The organism is Wujia sp., assembly GCF_056872695.1.
Map to the genome: position 1 here is coordinate 148,137 of NZ_DBMFCD010000002.1, position 15,831 is coordinate 163,967.

Here is a 15,831-nt window from a genome sequence, read left to right on the forward strand (position 1 = left end):
TCCCCCGAAAAATCTATATGTGACAGGATATGTGACAGAAATATATCGAATATATGACAGGATTCCACGTTCACAGCAAAAGAGGACTTGATTTCTCAAGCCCTCTTCGAATGCTTTGACTGTTCTTCTATCCGTTATCTGACCATAACAGATGCATTAATTGTTATAATTATAGACATATGAGTCTATTACATTGCCGTTTGCATCATAATACTTTGTTGTACAGCTGATCTGATTGCCTTCTGAATCATATGCATACTCATTTGTAGAATACAATACACCATCTATATAATAGCTATCTTTTTCGCCTGTCACATTACCACGATAATCACCATTGGTTGTATCGGCATAATAAATCTCATATACATTGCTTAATACACCATTTTTATATCCGATAGATTTCGAATAGGAAGGATATCCGGATGCATAGGTAAGTGCATTACTCTCTCTTTTCGTATTAATCAGTTCATTATCGGAATTATAATATGTCTCAGTATATACACCTGATAACACCACGCCCTTGGCATTATATGTATACTTACCTGAACATGCTGTACCATCTTCACGAACACGACTGTAGCTGTCAGACTTCAGCTTTCCGGCTGCATCATAAGCAGCTTCGTAATGATACTGGTGGGTGCCATCCGTTCTGTACTCATCGTTCGTCAGTACATTATCGTTCTTGTCGTACACATAGATATCCGTATAACCATCCTCATAATATGTATACGTATAGGTCTGTGGCTTGCTGCTATATGCCTGCACGAAATGTCCGTCATTTACATCGAACATATACCACGTTCCGCCGATATCCACAAGTCCCATTGCAGTCATACCATTTCCCTGCAGATATACCTGCTGTCCGTTCTGGTTATAAGTCATTGTATTCGTAAGCAGGGCTCCGTTCTCTGTACCAAAGCCATAGGCGTTACTTGTATATAAATCTTCACCGTCAATATTCTCTATATAACCAGGGAACTGGAACCAGCGGTTGCCCCTCTGGATTACACCACACTCATTGATGTAGTACAGATTCTGACCTGCCTTATCATATGTCAGCTTATTCACATACATATATCCGTATACATCAAAGAAGCACAGGTCATCGACCGCATCTCCGGCGATAGACTTTGTGACATGTGCAAAGTCACTGAATACCTCATGGCCGTTTGCATCGAAATAGATGACGTGCTCACCATCCGGATGATAGGTCAGTCTGTCCTTCATCGGTGTTCCGTCTGCCTGCAGGTAGTAGGTATACGTGCCATCGCAGAAGAACGCGTTAATGATTACGTTTCCTCCTACGGTATAGTGTGTTCCATCCCAGGTGCCGCCGTTGATGTTGATGTTGTAATATTCATTCCCACCGTCAGCGACTGTTACCTCATCAGCTTCCACATCCTCCGCTGTCACTTCCGCTTCCAGCGTCTCCTCTGCTTCCGGTGCTTCCGTTGTCTCTGCAGCATCTGTATCCGTTGCTACAGCCTGTACGGCTTCCTCTGCATGTGCAGTCTCTGTCGAGATACCTGTCATAGCCGCAGCTGCAAGTGTGAGTGCTACTGCATACGTTGCTAATTTTGTTTTTCTCATATTCTTTCTCCTCTCATAGGTTTTATTTTTAACGTGTTAATTGTACTCCCAATTTTTTTGTTTTTAAACTATATTGTTATTTTTGACATAGAATCAATTAATACGGATATGCTCCATAACCGGCAAAACCGCCCATGCCATCTGCATAGCCCTTCTGTCCATCCATCATAAGTTCACACCACTGATGCGTCCATTGATTCTCGTTGATATGAGTCCATGAGTAACCCATGTAATTCAGAACTAATCCAAGTGCTCTTGTAGCACCTGCACAAGAATACTCGCGCCTTATAAATACACCTTCCGGCTTGTTATAGTAACTACCCTCTGTTGTATATGTATCATTCGCACATATAAACGCTACAATACCTGCTGCATAACTCACCCGTTCCAGATCCGTACCAGGACCGATCGATGCAGCAATCATGCTCGCAACGCCATCTGCTGTCATATTCGGGTAAGTGCAGACACCATTTCCCTGCATATATGTCAACCGATCTTCCCAGTCGAAGCCCCACGCATCTCGAATCACGTATCCACTATAGCAGCCACCATAGCTGTTCCAATATTCGGTTGCCGATGTTCCATCAGCCCACTTAACGGTACCTGAATACTGGAACCAGCCATCTGTCTGTACTACACCATATGGTGTGATATAGATGATTTCCTCTCCGGTGGGATCCCATGTAAGTACATCTACATACATATATCCATAGGTGTTAAAATAGCAGACATCATTTGTCTCCTGACCTTCAATCGTCTCTGAGATGTGCGCGAAATTATCAAACACCTCATGTCCATCCTCATCGAAATAAATGATATGCACGCCATCCGGATGATAAGTCAGACGGTCTTTCATCGGTGTCCCGTCAAACTGTAGATAGTATGTGTAAGTTCCATCACAGAAAAACGCATCTGTAATAACCTGCCCATTCAACACATAATTCGCGCCATTCCAACTTCCGCCATTTGCGTTCAAATTATAATAAGGGGCCACATGTGCACCGACTGTCTGTTCATCCATCTGCACATCTGTTTCTGGTTCAGAGACGGTTGACTCCGCATTTTCGGTCGTTCCTTTCACTTCCAGACCTGCAGGTGTATCCGTATCTTCCCCAATCCGAATGACATTGATGCTCTCTGTTCCAGTTCCCTCTTGTGCATGAACCGTCCTCGTCACAGCACCTGTCACGGATATTACAGTGATTGCCAACGCAACTGCATATACCGCTAATTTAGTATTTCTTCTCATACTTGTAAGCCTCCTTTGACTGCATAATATACACTATATTAGCAGATATTCTGGAATCCATAACACTGTTCATCAATCAGATTTCCATCCCCGTCATAGATCCGGAACAATGTCCAGTAATATCCATACTGCGGCTGCCAGATCGTCCACAGACATGTATCCGGTGCGCCACACCTACCCGTCGTATACGTCCATGCCGGAAGTCCCTGTGCATACAACGTACAATCAAGAATCAACATCTCGTATGTATAGGTGTTTCCCGGATTATCATAGCTTTCGATTCCAATCAGATATCCGCCACCTGCACCTGTATATGGCATCTGACAAATACCCTTGATTACCGGATGATAACTATATGCAAACGATGATGATACCGTTGTTGAATCATCCCCCGCTTTTCTTGCCTTGGCAACAATCAGATAAGCTCCATATTTACGTGGAACCGCAGCAATTCCATATGCATCCTTATCCCAGTCACAGATCAGTGACCATGAGGCTCCGTTGTCTGTGCTAACATACCAACTGTATTCAATATTCGCGCCAGCTGGTGCATTTGTCTCCATATATGCCTCAAAGCCATATCTTGGATCTGATTCTTTTACATAGATTTCTTTTGCCTGCAGCGTGTATCCCTGTGCAAAGCTTTGTGCATCCATTACCACATCATAAGATGCATTCCGATCCGATGGCTGAGGAAAGGAAGCAGGTGTCTCAATTCCAAAAAGCTGTGCCCAGTAATACACACCATCTTTATAAAAGCAGCCTATTCCAATTGACTCATAACTGTTGCCAAGAATATTGTTTCTATGTCCTTCCGATCCCATCCATGCAGCCATAACATCGGTTGCAGAATTAAATCCATACGCTATATTTTCTCCAAACGCAAGCTCGTCTACAGAAAAGCAGTCTTCTCCATTTGGTCTGGTATGCGAAAAATCAACCGAAATCTCTGCCGCACGAAGCATCGCTGATTCGAGTAACGACTTGTCCATCGCCAATGCAGCCTGTCCATTTTCTGCTCTCCGCTGATTTACAATATTTAACACTTCATAAGCTTTACTATAATATATTGTTCCACTCACTGTCGTACAGCCGGGTGCAGCCTGCACCTCCATGGAAGCCTCTGCAATACCTTCTGTATCCTCTTCGGTTTTCTCCAGAGCATCTCCGATAACCGCTTCCGCCTCTGAACTACTATCTTCCTCCTGCGGAATTACAGTCACATTCCAGTCTTCTGCCGGCAGTTCTTCCGCTTTCACACTACCCATGTTCCCCAGTGGAGACAGCAGACCAACGCCAAGGCATGCGCCCAGTACAAGCGCCGCAAGTTTCTTTCTCATCTTCCTCATAATTGCATCCTCCCTTTTGTAATTTAGTTGTATGGTTCTTTCAGCATCGTCATAATCTTATCATGTACATGATACAAGATATATGTTGCTACCGAAACCATAATGCACACATATCCAAACAGCAGCCAGCTAAGCGGCAGACTGATGGTTGCCAGATTAACATGTTCGATCACCTTATATATGACCGTGTGGTGAATAATAAAGCATGCATACGAATATTTACTGATTTCCCGGCTGACGCTCTTCACCCAGTTTGCCTTGATAAAATACGAAATCCACACCAGTATAATAAATGAACAGATTCCCACATATGTCACCTGAAACATATTGTTATATGTTGGTTTGAATATCGTATTCAAAATAAGCACCAATGCAGCCGGAACGACCCATTTCCAGTCTATCTTCTTGATATACTTGATAAAATACATACCAAATAAGAATTCCGGCAGTCTGGCAAACAATGTAACGCTTTTATTAACTGTACACAGAGATATCACATACATCACGATCGCTGCCACCGCCAGAATCCGTGGATGTTTGTTAATCAACAGGCGTAGCAACGGAAATACAAGATATATGATGATAATCAACCCCAAAAACCATTCCGCTACCAGTCCAAATGTCGGCACTGAAAAATTCACCAGCCATGTATCAATACCTAATATAGAAAAGATTATATTTCTATACGGCACGCCCTGCGGTATCGCTCCGTATTTATAGAAATTATACAGGAAAACAGCAATATACGCCATCCAGAACATCGGATAAATGTTCAAAAAACGTTTTTTGTAGAATTTTAACACATCGCACTTTTCTTCATATACATACATCAGGGATGCGCCGGATACAATCAGGAACAGGGATACGCCAAATCCGCCAATATAAATGTTTGCGATACTCAAAGTGATAACCGCTTTTTCTGGTGTTGGCGGAGATACATTATACACATAAATCGCATTAAAATGTGTAAGCACGATCATAAATGTCGCAAACGCCCGTATAAAATCAAGCCAGAATAATCGTTCTTTTTTCATGTTCACTCCTACCTAACAAATGTTCTCAAACGGGAAACATTCTTCATCAATCAGATTTCCGTCTGCATCATATACACGGAACAATGTCCAATAATATCCATACTGTGGCTGCCATACCGCCCAGAAAGATGTCTCCGGCACTGTACATTTTCCTGTTGTCCAGATCCACGCATCCTTGCCCTGTGCAAGCAACGTGCAGTCCAGCACCAAAAGCTCATACCGATAGGACTGGTTCGGATTATCATACGATTCTACACCTATCAGATATCCTCCGCCTTCTCCGGTATATGGCATCTGACATTTTCCTTTAATTGCCTTATGATAATTCACGCCTGCGCTTGCCTGGATCATTGTCGAATCATCCCCCGCAACCCGCGCATAGCATACAAGAATATAATTTCCTGATTTGTCCGGTGTCCAGCTGACCCATTCATTACCTCTTTGCCAACCAGAGATCTCGAACCACTGCTGATCTGTTTCGTTGCAGGCCAGCCAACGATATTCCACATTTGTTTTATCTTTATAATTTGTCACCAGGCCAGCCTGGATCCGGCTGCTGGATACCTCTGATACATAAATACCACTTGTTGTAAGCTTTGCAACATAACTGTTATCCGTATAATAATGTGTATCTACATACTGAGATCCTTCTCCAATATGATTCTCATACAGTGCAGCCGCTGCCGCAACCAATGTTGCATTATAATCAATCGCCACCTCATTGCACTGATAATCGTCTGCAGTATCACTGTATCCGCCATCCAGCTTAGGTCCACCAACCAATGCACCTAAAAGTACATGTGCCTGTGTCGTCGTTCCCTTCGTGCCTCCAGTGTAACCAGATGCTGCCCGGTGGTGTGGATATTTTGCACTGTACTGATTATACCCGACCACATAACACTGATTACGATTATTGTTTCCAAGCAGATACTGCATCTGTCCTTCTGACCAGCCTCGATAGGTTGAAGTTCCCGTCATCTTATCATAGAGCAGTCCGGTATACTGCATGGATGTATTATACCTCGCAGAGCCCCAGCTATCAATACAGCGATATCCGTCACTGCTTGTATTTCCACTGGAAATATTCATCAATGTTGATAATGCACCAGAGTTTCCATTGTAATAAGCAACTGCCGGTCCTACATTATCCCATCCAAGCGGCCAATATGGCTTCTGTGCATTTCCATCTGAGGCATATCTGTAAAATTCTGTCTGGTACTGTGTATCTCCCGTAATCTGATACAACAAAATTGCTGCAAGACAATAATCGTCCTGCCATGCGGAAGAATTATAAAATCCGTTTGCTGTCGTTCCAACCGCCTTGTTATTGCTCTGCGCATAGGCAAAAAGTTTTTTGGCTGTCTCTAAATACTGACTGCCACCAAAGTTCTTATACTGCATTGCAAGTGCCGCTGCACTCAAAGATACGATATCCGTTGCCGGAGCTCCTGCATTTGTAAAATAGATCTTGCGGTTTGTATTTGTCTGATTTTCCGGAGCACCCCAGTATCCATGATCGTTGCCGCCTCCGCCGTCACCGACCTGACAACAGAACGCTTCTACCCTGCTTCCATCTGAGGAAAGCACCGCACAATTCACAAAATAATCCGCAAAATACGTCGTGATTGTCTGCAAATGTCCTGCCTGAGCTGCCTGTGCATATGCGTTCTTGTTTGTATCATAACTCATCCCCAAAACGAATGCCGCATAAGCTTCCGGCAATCCAAACTTCACATGATCTCCTGCATCATGGAATCCTCCTGCCAGATTGACATTTGCCACACTTCCATCACTCCTCGTATAGGTAGTTGTGTCAAATGTATGACAGTTTCCACGCCAGGACAACAAACTATTGTCCGCTACTCCACTTCCACACATATTTGCATCGTAAAAATACAACGCATACTGTAATAGCTTTGCATAATTGCTTTCCACCGTTGCTGCCCTACTGTCATACGAATACGTCGAAACTGACGCTACAATCACGACTGCAGCCAGTATCTTTGCCAAAAATCTCTTCATGTAACCCCTCCTCTGTTTTTTACACCCTTTTGTCTATACCTACCAATTACCTCTCAAAAAGCTTGTCTATATACCCCTGTCTCAGGGAATATCCATAGCCAGTGTCGCTTGCCCAGCCTTTTCCGTTTGGATTCTCTTTGATACCTAACCACTCTACATATTTAGCAGTACCTCTGGTTACCAGAGAAAATCTTGGATCTACACAAGGGTTCGCGAGAGCGCTGGTCGCTGCATATGCCTTCAGATGCTGCACCTGCGCCCGGATTCCTTCGCGGACAGAACCGAACGTTGCCGGTGTTCCACCATTATCTGTGGCTCCGATTCCCGCGAAATTATACTGTTCGATCTTCACAGCCCCACCGTATCGCAGGAATCCAGTTTCCTTCATCGCCTGACAGAAAGCAACCTCTGCCCGGATTCCCTCTGCCGCACACTCGTCGATATACATCTGACAGAAATCTGCAAGAGTAGGCGCATCGGAGTTCTGGTAGAACGCCGGATAGGTTGCATTAGCGTTATAATACGCTACCATCTGTGCAACCGAAGTACCAGTTGTTCCTGCAATTTCATACAAAGCAGATTCTGGAACAAATCGGTAACATAAACTATCAGCAATCGCCGACATACCATTTCCTGCATCGACATATGCCTGCATTGCATACACGCCATAATGTCCACCATGATTTTTCGCATTCACTGTTACCTTGTATGTATTATTCGTCTGCTTCTGCGCTGTATACCAGTGAATATCACTTAAATCACTCGCCGTCCACACAGGTACACGTATCGCACTCACACCAGATGGACTGACTACATTTTTAATCAGAATATCAAACGTACCGGCGTCATCGTTTACATTCTGTACACTCATATTTGCTGTTGGTGTTGTAACTTTAAAATTCGTACTTCCAATCTTGAACGTTTTTCCATCACTGGTTGTCGCATAGGCATCCGAATAATATGTACCAAACTTCATATAATCCGCAACTCCAACGACCGACAGCCATCTTCCTGAACTATCCTTGGATGCCTGATACCAGCGCAAGTCCGAAAGACCATCTTTCCATACGCCAAATCTTACACCCGTTATTCTGCTGCCTCCCGGAATATCCTCTGCAATCAGAATAAAGCTCTTATCCGGATCGGCATTAAAGCTGCTTACCTTTGCCTCCGGCTGCTTCAGATTATAGCAATAACTGTATGTAACATTCTCCACACCATTATTTCCTGTTACATAGCTTTGCATTGCGTAAACGCCATAATTATACTTGTGATTTTTGATATCCGCATGTACTACATAAGATCCATCCTGCTGCTTCTCTGCATTATACCAATACAGATCAGAAAGATCGCCGGCTGTCCATACCGGAACCCGGATGCCCGCTACACCGGATACAGATTTTACACCCTTAATCACAATATCAAAAGTACCCTTGTTCGCATTTACATTACTTACTACAATTCCATCTGTGCTTACATTGGACACCTTGAAAGATGTAGAACCAACCTTTATCTGTTTACCATCCGTGTATGTTGCATACGCGTCTGTGTAATATGTTCCTGCTTTTTTATAGTCCGCCACACCCATTAGAGCAAGCCATCTTCCGTCTGCCTGCTTCTGTGCGGTATACCAGTGCAAATCAGAAAGTCCCTGATTCCATACACCAAACTTGACACTTGTTATCTGGGAAGCATTTTCAAGTTTATCTGCAATCAGAATGAATGTTTTCTGTCCATCCGCATCAAATGCACTTACCTGCGGTTTTTGTTTTTCCGGAAGCTTTATCGTGATTGTCGTTGCTCCAACCTTGTAGCTGGACACAGCATTCCGCTTCACAAATGCAGTAATTGTAAAGGATCCTCCTACCGAGAAATCATTTACATCAAAACTGGAATACCAGCATCCATCCCCATTTCCCGGAATTGCTCCATATTCCTTTACCTCACCAGATTTTTCATTCTTTACCTGGAACAAAGCACCTGGTGCATTCGGAACCCCGGAAGCTACCATAGTATATGTGCTTGTAGAGCCATTCTGCACAACCCGAACCTTTGCATCCCCATCTTTATATCGATCTGCTGTATCTGTCAATCCAAAATACTCTACGATCGCCTGTGCATCTGCCTCACCAAGCTTCTTGAGTGCTTCATCAGAGCCAAGAAAATTTGTTGCATCAGACTGATTGGTCAGGAATGCATGTTCAATAATGATTCCCGGGAATCCAGCTAACTTCGACTGCCGGATCACACCATAATAATCTGCAAGGGATCCATCCGGATATGTATTTCCGTCCTCGGAATTTCTTATCTTTGCCCCACGCTCTGCAAGTCCGAGTGCCTTCAGCTTTTCCATAACCTTCTTGCTGAGTTCCTGTCCCACCTGTCCAATAGTTGCATTATAGCTGCTGTTTGGATAATAAACCTCCGCGCCATGTGCAGAAGCCGCTGCCGAGTTATTATGGATACTTACCAGAATATCTGCATTTACACTCTGCGCATATTTTACAATTGTTCCAAATTCTTCGCCATCTTCCGCACCAACCTTCAGACCTCCGGAGTTATCCGTTCTTGTCATATAGACTTTGACTCCGGTATATTGATCTAGAACTGCTTTGCAGTACTGTGCGATCTTCAGGTTAATATCTCTTTCTATATAAGTCTTACCATCCCAGGTTGAGACAGCCCCTGTATCTCCGCCATTTCCGTGTCCCGGATCCAGAACTACAACCAGATTTCCATTGGAATCTTTCTTGACTCTGCCCTCAGACGCTGAAAACACTGCATCTTCAAAATCCTGATTGGAAATCGCGTTTCCATCTGCATCCGTGATTACAACGCCTTCCATGTCTGAGATGTCATCTGCATCGCTGACAACGCCATCCGGATTCGTTGTTACATCACAATCGACACCGAAACCGGCATCTACACCAGCATCCGACAGATTCACACGATAACTACTTCCAGCAACTACATATGTGATCCCGGTAAGAACATATGCGCCCGCCTGATCAGCACCTGCAAACTCCATCGAGAACAATGCCGACTCATTATCGAGATATTCCGCCTCTGTCTGATAGTTTACACCCGTTGTTGTATTCGTATACTCCAGCATAGCTGATTCAATCGCGCTTTCACCATTTCCCAATCCGGCAAGCACCTTCTGCATATCCGGTGTCTGAATTGCAGGGTTATCCACATATATATAATTCAATACTCCCTGTTCACTAACCGGCTGTTCCTCATCCGCACTCTGCATCACCGCAGATGCTGCATCACTGTCTGTTGCTGTGTCTGTCTGCACTTCATATGTACTACCTTCCGGTTCTGCTGCCCTTGGTGTGTAGCCACCGCCGGCAAAAACCATACAAATACATATAAGCCATGCCATAATCCTTCTTAACTTTTTCATTCCTTCGCACCTCTTATTGCTTAATCTATGTATTTCCACCTGTCAATAAGCATTGACAAACGGATAACATTCCTGGTCTATCAGCGTTCCATCTTTATCATACACGCGGAACAATGTCCAATAATATCCATACTGTGGCTGCCAGACTGCCCAGAACGAAGTTTCTGGAACTCTGCATTTTCCTGTTGTCCAGATCCACGCATCCTTCCCTTGTGCAAGCAATGTGCAGTCAAGCACCAGCAACTCATAGGAATACTCCTGGTTTGGATTATCATATGATTCTATCCCAATCAGGTATCCACCACCCGTACCGGTATATGGCATCTGACATTTTCCTTTGATCTGCTGGTGATGCGATATTCCAATTGATTCCTGTGCCTGACTGTCCTCATTTCCTGCCACGCGCACCTGACCAACAATGACATAATCGCCGGAAACCTTAGGATTCCAGCTCAGCCACTCATTATTTTTTGTCCAATCCTGTATGACAAACCACGATTGCGCATCTGTAGATGTATCACAGGCAAGCCAGCGATATTCCAGCTCTGCACTCTCCGTTGGCGTTGTAACAAGACCCGCCACGATCCTGTCATGTGTATGATTTGCCACATAAATGCCACTTGTTGCAACCTTCACCGTAACTGTACATTCCGCCGTCTTATTATTAACTGTGACTTTAATTGTCGCCGTACCACTATTTTTTGCCGTCACAATACCTGCCTGCGACACTGTCGCAACACGCTCGTCAGAAGATGTCCAGACAAACCTCGGATTCACTGCATCATATGGATCTGTATACACATTTATCGCATCCTGCGCTCCGGACTCTAATGTCAACGTATCCTCCAGTCTGACAGAATTCACATAGTCAGACGTCGCTTCCGGCCTTCTCCCAGTATATTGCTTATATGGTTTATGTCCGCTGGAATACTGCCGTGATCCATCTGCCCGGTTAAAATAGGAGTATTGGATGGTTGTTCCATCATCATTTGTAACATCCACATTATACCATGCACCATCCAGATAACTCATATTCCATCCATGGTTCGAGCCTGTCACACCAATCGTATCAATGCCCGCTGCATTTGCCAGTATAGAAAACGATTTTGTGTACCCTGCACAAACCGTTTTTCCCTCCATGATCATGCTATATGCTGATTGGTCATAAGTTCCGGCTTCGTAATATGTATTCTGACACACAATATCATGTGCGCGTTTTTCCTTTTCATACAATGTTGATTGCCGGTTAATATCTGCTACCCATTGATCTACACGGTCAAATACCTCCTGCGTTGCCTGTTGTCTTACTTCGCCGTCTGCAAATATATTATAAGGCACCAGCCATATTTTACTGACAGCCGAATTTCTTAACAGTTTGGATTCCAGAAAGTAATACTGTGGATTCTGATAGATGAACAAAAACACAATTCCACTTGCATTCTCATATTCCAACCCATCATACGATATTGATTCTGGGATTGCATAACATGATTTTGTCTCACCATTCTGCAAAAATTCTGTATATTCCGCATTTTCCGTACTGTTAATATAGTTATCACACGCCTCGCGCAACGCATCATAAAAGGTCTTTTCAACCTGCGTCAAATGATCATAAATATATAAACTCCCATACTTAGACCAGTCTTTCGAGAAAACTGTTATTGAGTCTGCCTGCGTTTCCGGAGCGTTCAGCAGCTGCTGCGCCTCTTCATCCGAAATCTCGATTTCCTCTAATTCATCAAGTCCCGTCAGAATTTCCTCGTTCTCCGAAGCAGCATCCGTCGGTGTTGCAGCAAGACTTGTCACAGCACTGCTTTGTATGAACATCGCCGCACATATCAGAAATATCAGTAACTTTTTCCCATATTTTCTCATATTGTGTCCTCCCGATTCTTCGGTTCTAACGGTGCCTTATCTTGTGCCATACACGGGCTAATGGTTCCCGTATAAACCGCGGCAGAAATACAAATCTTGGTTTCCGTGGTTCGTATGCCCCTGCCCGCACTGCATTGACCAGACCATAAGACCGTGACAGATTCATCCTTGTCTGATGATAGGTTCCCGCATCCTGTCCTTCGAAGAATATGATCTTGTTGATCTCCCGCAACATGTGGTTCAGATTTGTAATCTCCATCGCTGCACCCTGCTCAGATAATACCCAACCGGAATAATAGCCTGCACTCTGTGCTGCAAAAGGATAGATACGCTCGATTGCATGTAGCAGGGTTCCATCGTCCGCTACCGGTTCATCCGGGAAATCATCATACGTCCATTTCTTGGCAAACACCGGACGTAACGCTTCTTTCCGGATCCAGAAATAAGAACCAAGTCCTGCAATCGGTTCCTTATCCTCGCGGATTGATACATCGATGCCAAGCTCCTCTGCCAACTTTACTGTATTGCCGTAATTGCTTCCCCATTCCAGTCCAAGGGTAATATAATAATCCGCATGGTTTGGCGGTGGCGGTACAAGCATACCGGCACGTGGATGCTCCTCAAAAGTTGCGATTACGTTCTCCACATACGTTTTCGATTTCAGTGTATTCTCAAAACATTTATAGGCAAACGAAGTTCCGATGGAACCCGGCTTTACCTGGCCTGCCTTCTTATCATGCACATGACAGATATAATCATACTGTTCAAAGCTATCTGCAAACTCCACCAGAAATGGTCCGACGTCTCTGCCCTTGTTTGGCACGACACGCACATCGAGCTTATTACATGGCAGTGTAGCAAAGCTTTCTTCAATCAGCTTCTTCTTTTCTTCCGTATTCGTGGTAATATAGATATCCGCAGTATCCGGCATTGCAGACGCATAATTCTTACAAGCCTCTATAAGCTCCGGGAAATGGATATGCATCACAAGCGCTAACTTCTTTGCTGCCGCAATCCCCGGCTTCTTGCTTGTGTCCCCGGACAACACATAGTTCCACTGGAAATTCCGTTTGAGATCTGCCAGATTCTCCACCCGCAGCAGATTATCCCACAACAGATCTGTATCATAATCCGTATGTTTCTCCAGATAATCATACAGCAGCATCGCTTCCTGTCCGCAGGACTCATTCAACACGACATTGTAATCCTGCATGAAAGAACGGCGCTTGAACATCGGACATTTCTTCTCGATCACCATCTCTGCCGCCATACCGACTGCCGGCTGGTTAGAAAGTCCTCTGTAATCCTCAGCATCTACATAAACACTCCATTTGTAGCCTGCCTCTTCAAAATACTTGGTAAACCGTGCCTCATGCCGACTGACAGAATCCAGATACCCGGTAATCATCGGCATGTTGTTCCAGTAATCATGGAACACATCGGAGTTACAAAGCGATTTCCGCACGGCAATAAAATGAGACTGGATATGATCCGGAATATACCCATCCGGCATCGTACCAAACGGATCATCATCCGTCTTAAAAAACTGTGTAATTCCCCAGAAATCCACATCTTCCTTATCCATCTTGGCAAACATATCTGCAAATGGATACACCGGTCCCACCATCGTATAATTCATCAGCACGATCTCATCATAGGCATCCAGCTTCTCCCAGCCGATCTGTTCCATCGCTTCTTTATACGCCCAGACATCAAATCCAACGTTATCGCGCACAAAGATCTGATCTGTAAAAGCCTCGAACTTTTTCTTTCCCTCGTCCGAGAGCAATCCGTTACATACAACAAACGTGTCTGCCACACTTTTTGTCATATCGGACAACATATATGGGATATAATCATCCACAATGCCCTTTTTATCATAGAAAAAGAATATCAATAATCTTTTAGCATTATGTTCCAGTATCATGAGTCTCTCCTTATTCGTGATTTTACACTCCGCATTGGTTTTGTAAGCTTCCAGCTTGCGGAATTCTCCATAGAAGTGATTTTACTCTCTAACAATTCGTTTTTATTTCTTAGTTCATCGGCCTGTGCATGATACTGATACAATTCCCTGCCCTGCTGATTCAGTTCCTGATCCTTCTTTAAATTCTCGCAGCGCAATTCATTAAACGCCTGATTCTTCTCTTCCAGATAATGCACCATTGTCTCATTCACAAACTCAATATTATATTCCACACAAACCGTCTGATAGTCCGGCTGAATATCCCCGATCAGAAGCTGCGGTTTGGCTGTACTGAAATAAAACAGCTTTCCATCCGAAGAAACACCATTGGTGCCATACGCAAGTTCTCTGATTCCTTCCGCCGTACTTGCCGTCACACGCTTCATATATAGGATACAGGATGCATATGCCGGATCCAGCCGCAACGTGTTACAGCCTCTGCACGCAACCTCCACGCTTACATTGCCATGTTCATCCGGCGCCACCTGCACAGGTTCGCTTTCAAAGCGATTATCATAAAACCGTACAATCTGTACCCGTTCCCGCTCTTCCTGGGTTCGCCTCGCGGCAACCATGCCCGCCGGGAAATAATAGTTCTTTCCCATTGTACCATACAATTCCCACAAAGGGGCGTTCCCGGCATAGACAAATTTCTGGAAATGTTCTTCCATCTTCTGGAAATTCCGTGCCAGTTCATGATCTACCCCTAACAGCGCATATAAATCAATATCACCCATCTGATGGTCACGATCCGGTGTCTGGTAATAGTGAATTGCCCGGTACAGGATGAAATCAACCGGCACCTTCATCGCAAATGTCCATTCATAATCAAGCACAATCCATTTCTCTCCGTTTTCAATCAGATTCGGAAAGATCATATCCACATTGCTGTACGACATCGCAGGCACATTCTGTGGCACATACGCATCTGCGCCAAACACTTCGTAATATTCCACACATGGCTCAAACGCCTCGGTTGCAAGCTTCCGTACCGCATTTCCATACATTGCGATAAGCTTCTCAAACTGTTCCTTTTTTCCTCTGGTCAGCCAATGATCCAGCATATCCTCCAGCGTTTTTCCCTGCACGTATTCCAGCTCCAACACACCTTCCGAATCATACATACAGGTATTTATCTCGAAAATCGAACCCCGATACAGCTCACTTAATTTCTGCGCTTTTTCAGACATGGCTTTCAGGTGGGACTTTCCTTCCTCGGTCATCCCCACCTTACGCACATATCGTTTCCCGGATTCATCCTCCAGGATATCTGTATGAATTTTAAATCTGACATTTCTGTCATTTGAATATTTGGAAAATATTATCTTTTTCATATC

At 44.2% G+C, this 15,831-nt stretch carries 9 protein-coding genes; all 9 read right to left on the reverse strand.

Annotated elements, in window-relative coordinates:
* Positions 1 to 156: 156 nt before the first annotated feature.
* The 9 genes from ACZQK9_RS03320 to ACZQK9_RS03360 all read right to left on the reverse strand — a co-directional run bounded on the left by ACZQK9_RS03320 (position 157) and on the right by ACZQK9_RS03360 (position 15,828).
* Entirely contained in the window at positions 157 to 1,590 is a 1,434-nt protein-coding gene (locus ACZQK9_RS03320; RefSeq protein ID WP_483269599.1) for a hypothetical protein, read from the reverse strand.
* A gap of 97 nt (positions 1,591 to 1,687) precedes the next feature.
* Complete coding sequence (locus tag ACZQK9_RS03325; protein WP_483269600.1) at positions 1,688 to 2,839, reverse strand: hypothetical protein; 1,152 nt, start codon at positions 2,837 to 2,839, stop codon at positions 1,688 to 1,690.
* Between the two features lie 38 nt (positions 2,840 to 2,877).
* Positions 2,878 to 4,188, reverse strand: a complete 1,311-nt coding sequence (locus ACZQK9_RS03330) for a CAP domain-containing protein (protein WP_483269601.1) — start codon at positions 4,186 to 4,188, stop codon at positions 2,878 to 2,880.
* Between the two features lie 23 nt (positions 4,189 to 4,211).
* On the reverse strand, positions 4,212 to 5,222 hold the full coding sequence (locus tag ACZQK9_RS03335) for an acyltransferase family protein (RefSeq protein ID WP_483269602.1): 1,011 nt from the start codon (positions 5,220 to 5,222) through the stop codon (positions 4,212 to 4,214).
* 12 nt (positions 5,223 to 5,234) lie between these two features.
* A complete protein-coding gene (locus ACZQK9_RS03340; RefSeq protein WP_483269603.1) occupies positions 5,235 to 7,244 on the reverse strand; it encodes a glycoside hydrolase family 9 protein in 2,010 nt (669 codons plus the stop codon).
* Between the two features lie 46 nt (positions 7,245 to 7,290).
* Positions 7,291 to 10,653, reverse strand: coding sequence for a GBS Bsp-like repeat-containing protein (locus ACZQK9_RS03345; RefSeq protein WP_483269604.1), 3,363 nt, complete (start codon positions 10,651 to 10,653; stop codon positions 7,291 to 7,293).
* A gap of 42 nt (positions 10,654 to 10,695) precedes the next feature.
* Positions 10,696 to 12,528: an Ig-like domain-containing protein gene (locus ACZQK9_RS03350; protein ID WP_483269605.1), complete on the reverse strand. Its 1,833-nt coding sequence runs from the start codon at positions 12,526 to 12,528 to the stop codon at positions 10,696 to 10,698.
* 25 nt (positions 12,529 to 12,553) lie between these two features.
* Positions 12,554 to 14,455: a rhamnan synthesis F family protein gene (locus tag ACZQK9_RS03355; RefSeq protein ID WP_483269606.1), complete on the reverse strand. Its 1,902-nt coding sequence runs from the start codon at positions 14,453 to 14,455 to the stop codon at positions 12,554 to 12,556.
* On the reverse strand, positions 14,452 to 15,828 hold the full coding sequence (locus tag ACZQK9_RS03360) for a hypothetical protein (RefSeq protein WP_483269607.1): 1,377 nt from the start codon (positions 15,826 to 15,828) through the stop codon (positions 14,452 to 14,454). Before ACZQK9_RS03360 ends, ACZQK9_RS03355 begins: the two co-directional genes overlap by 4 nt.
* Positions 15,829 to 15,831 lie beyond the last annotated feature (3 nt).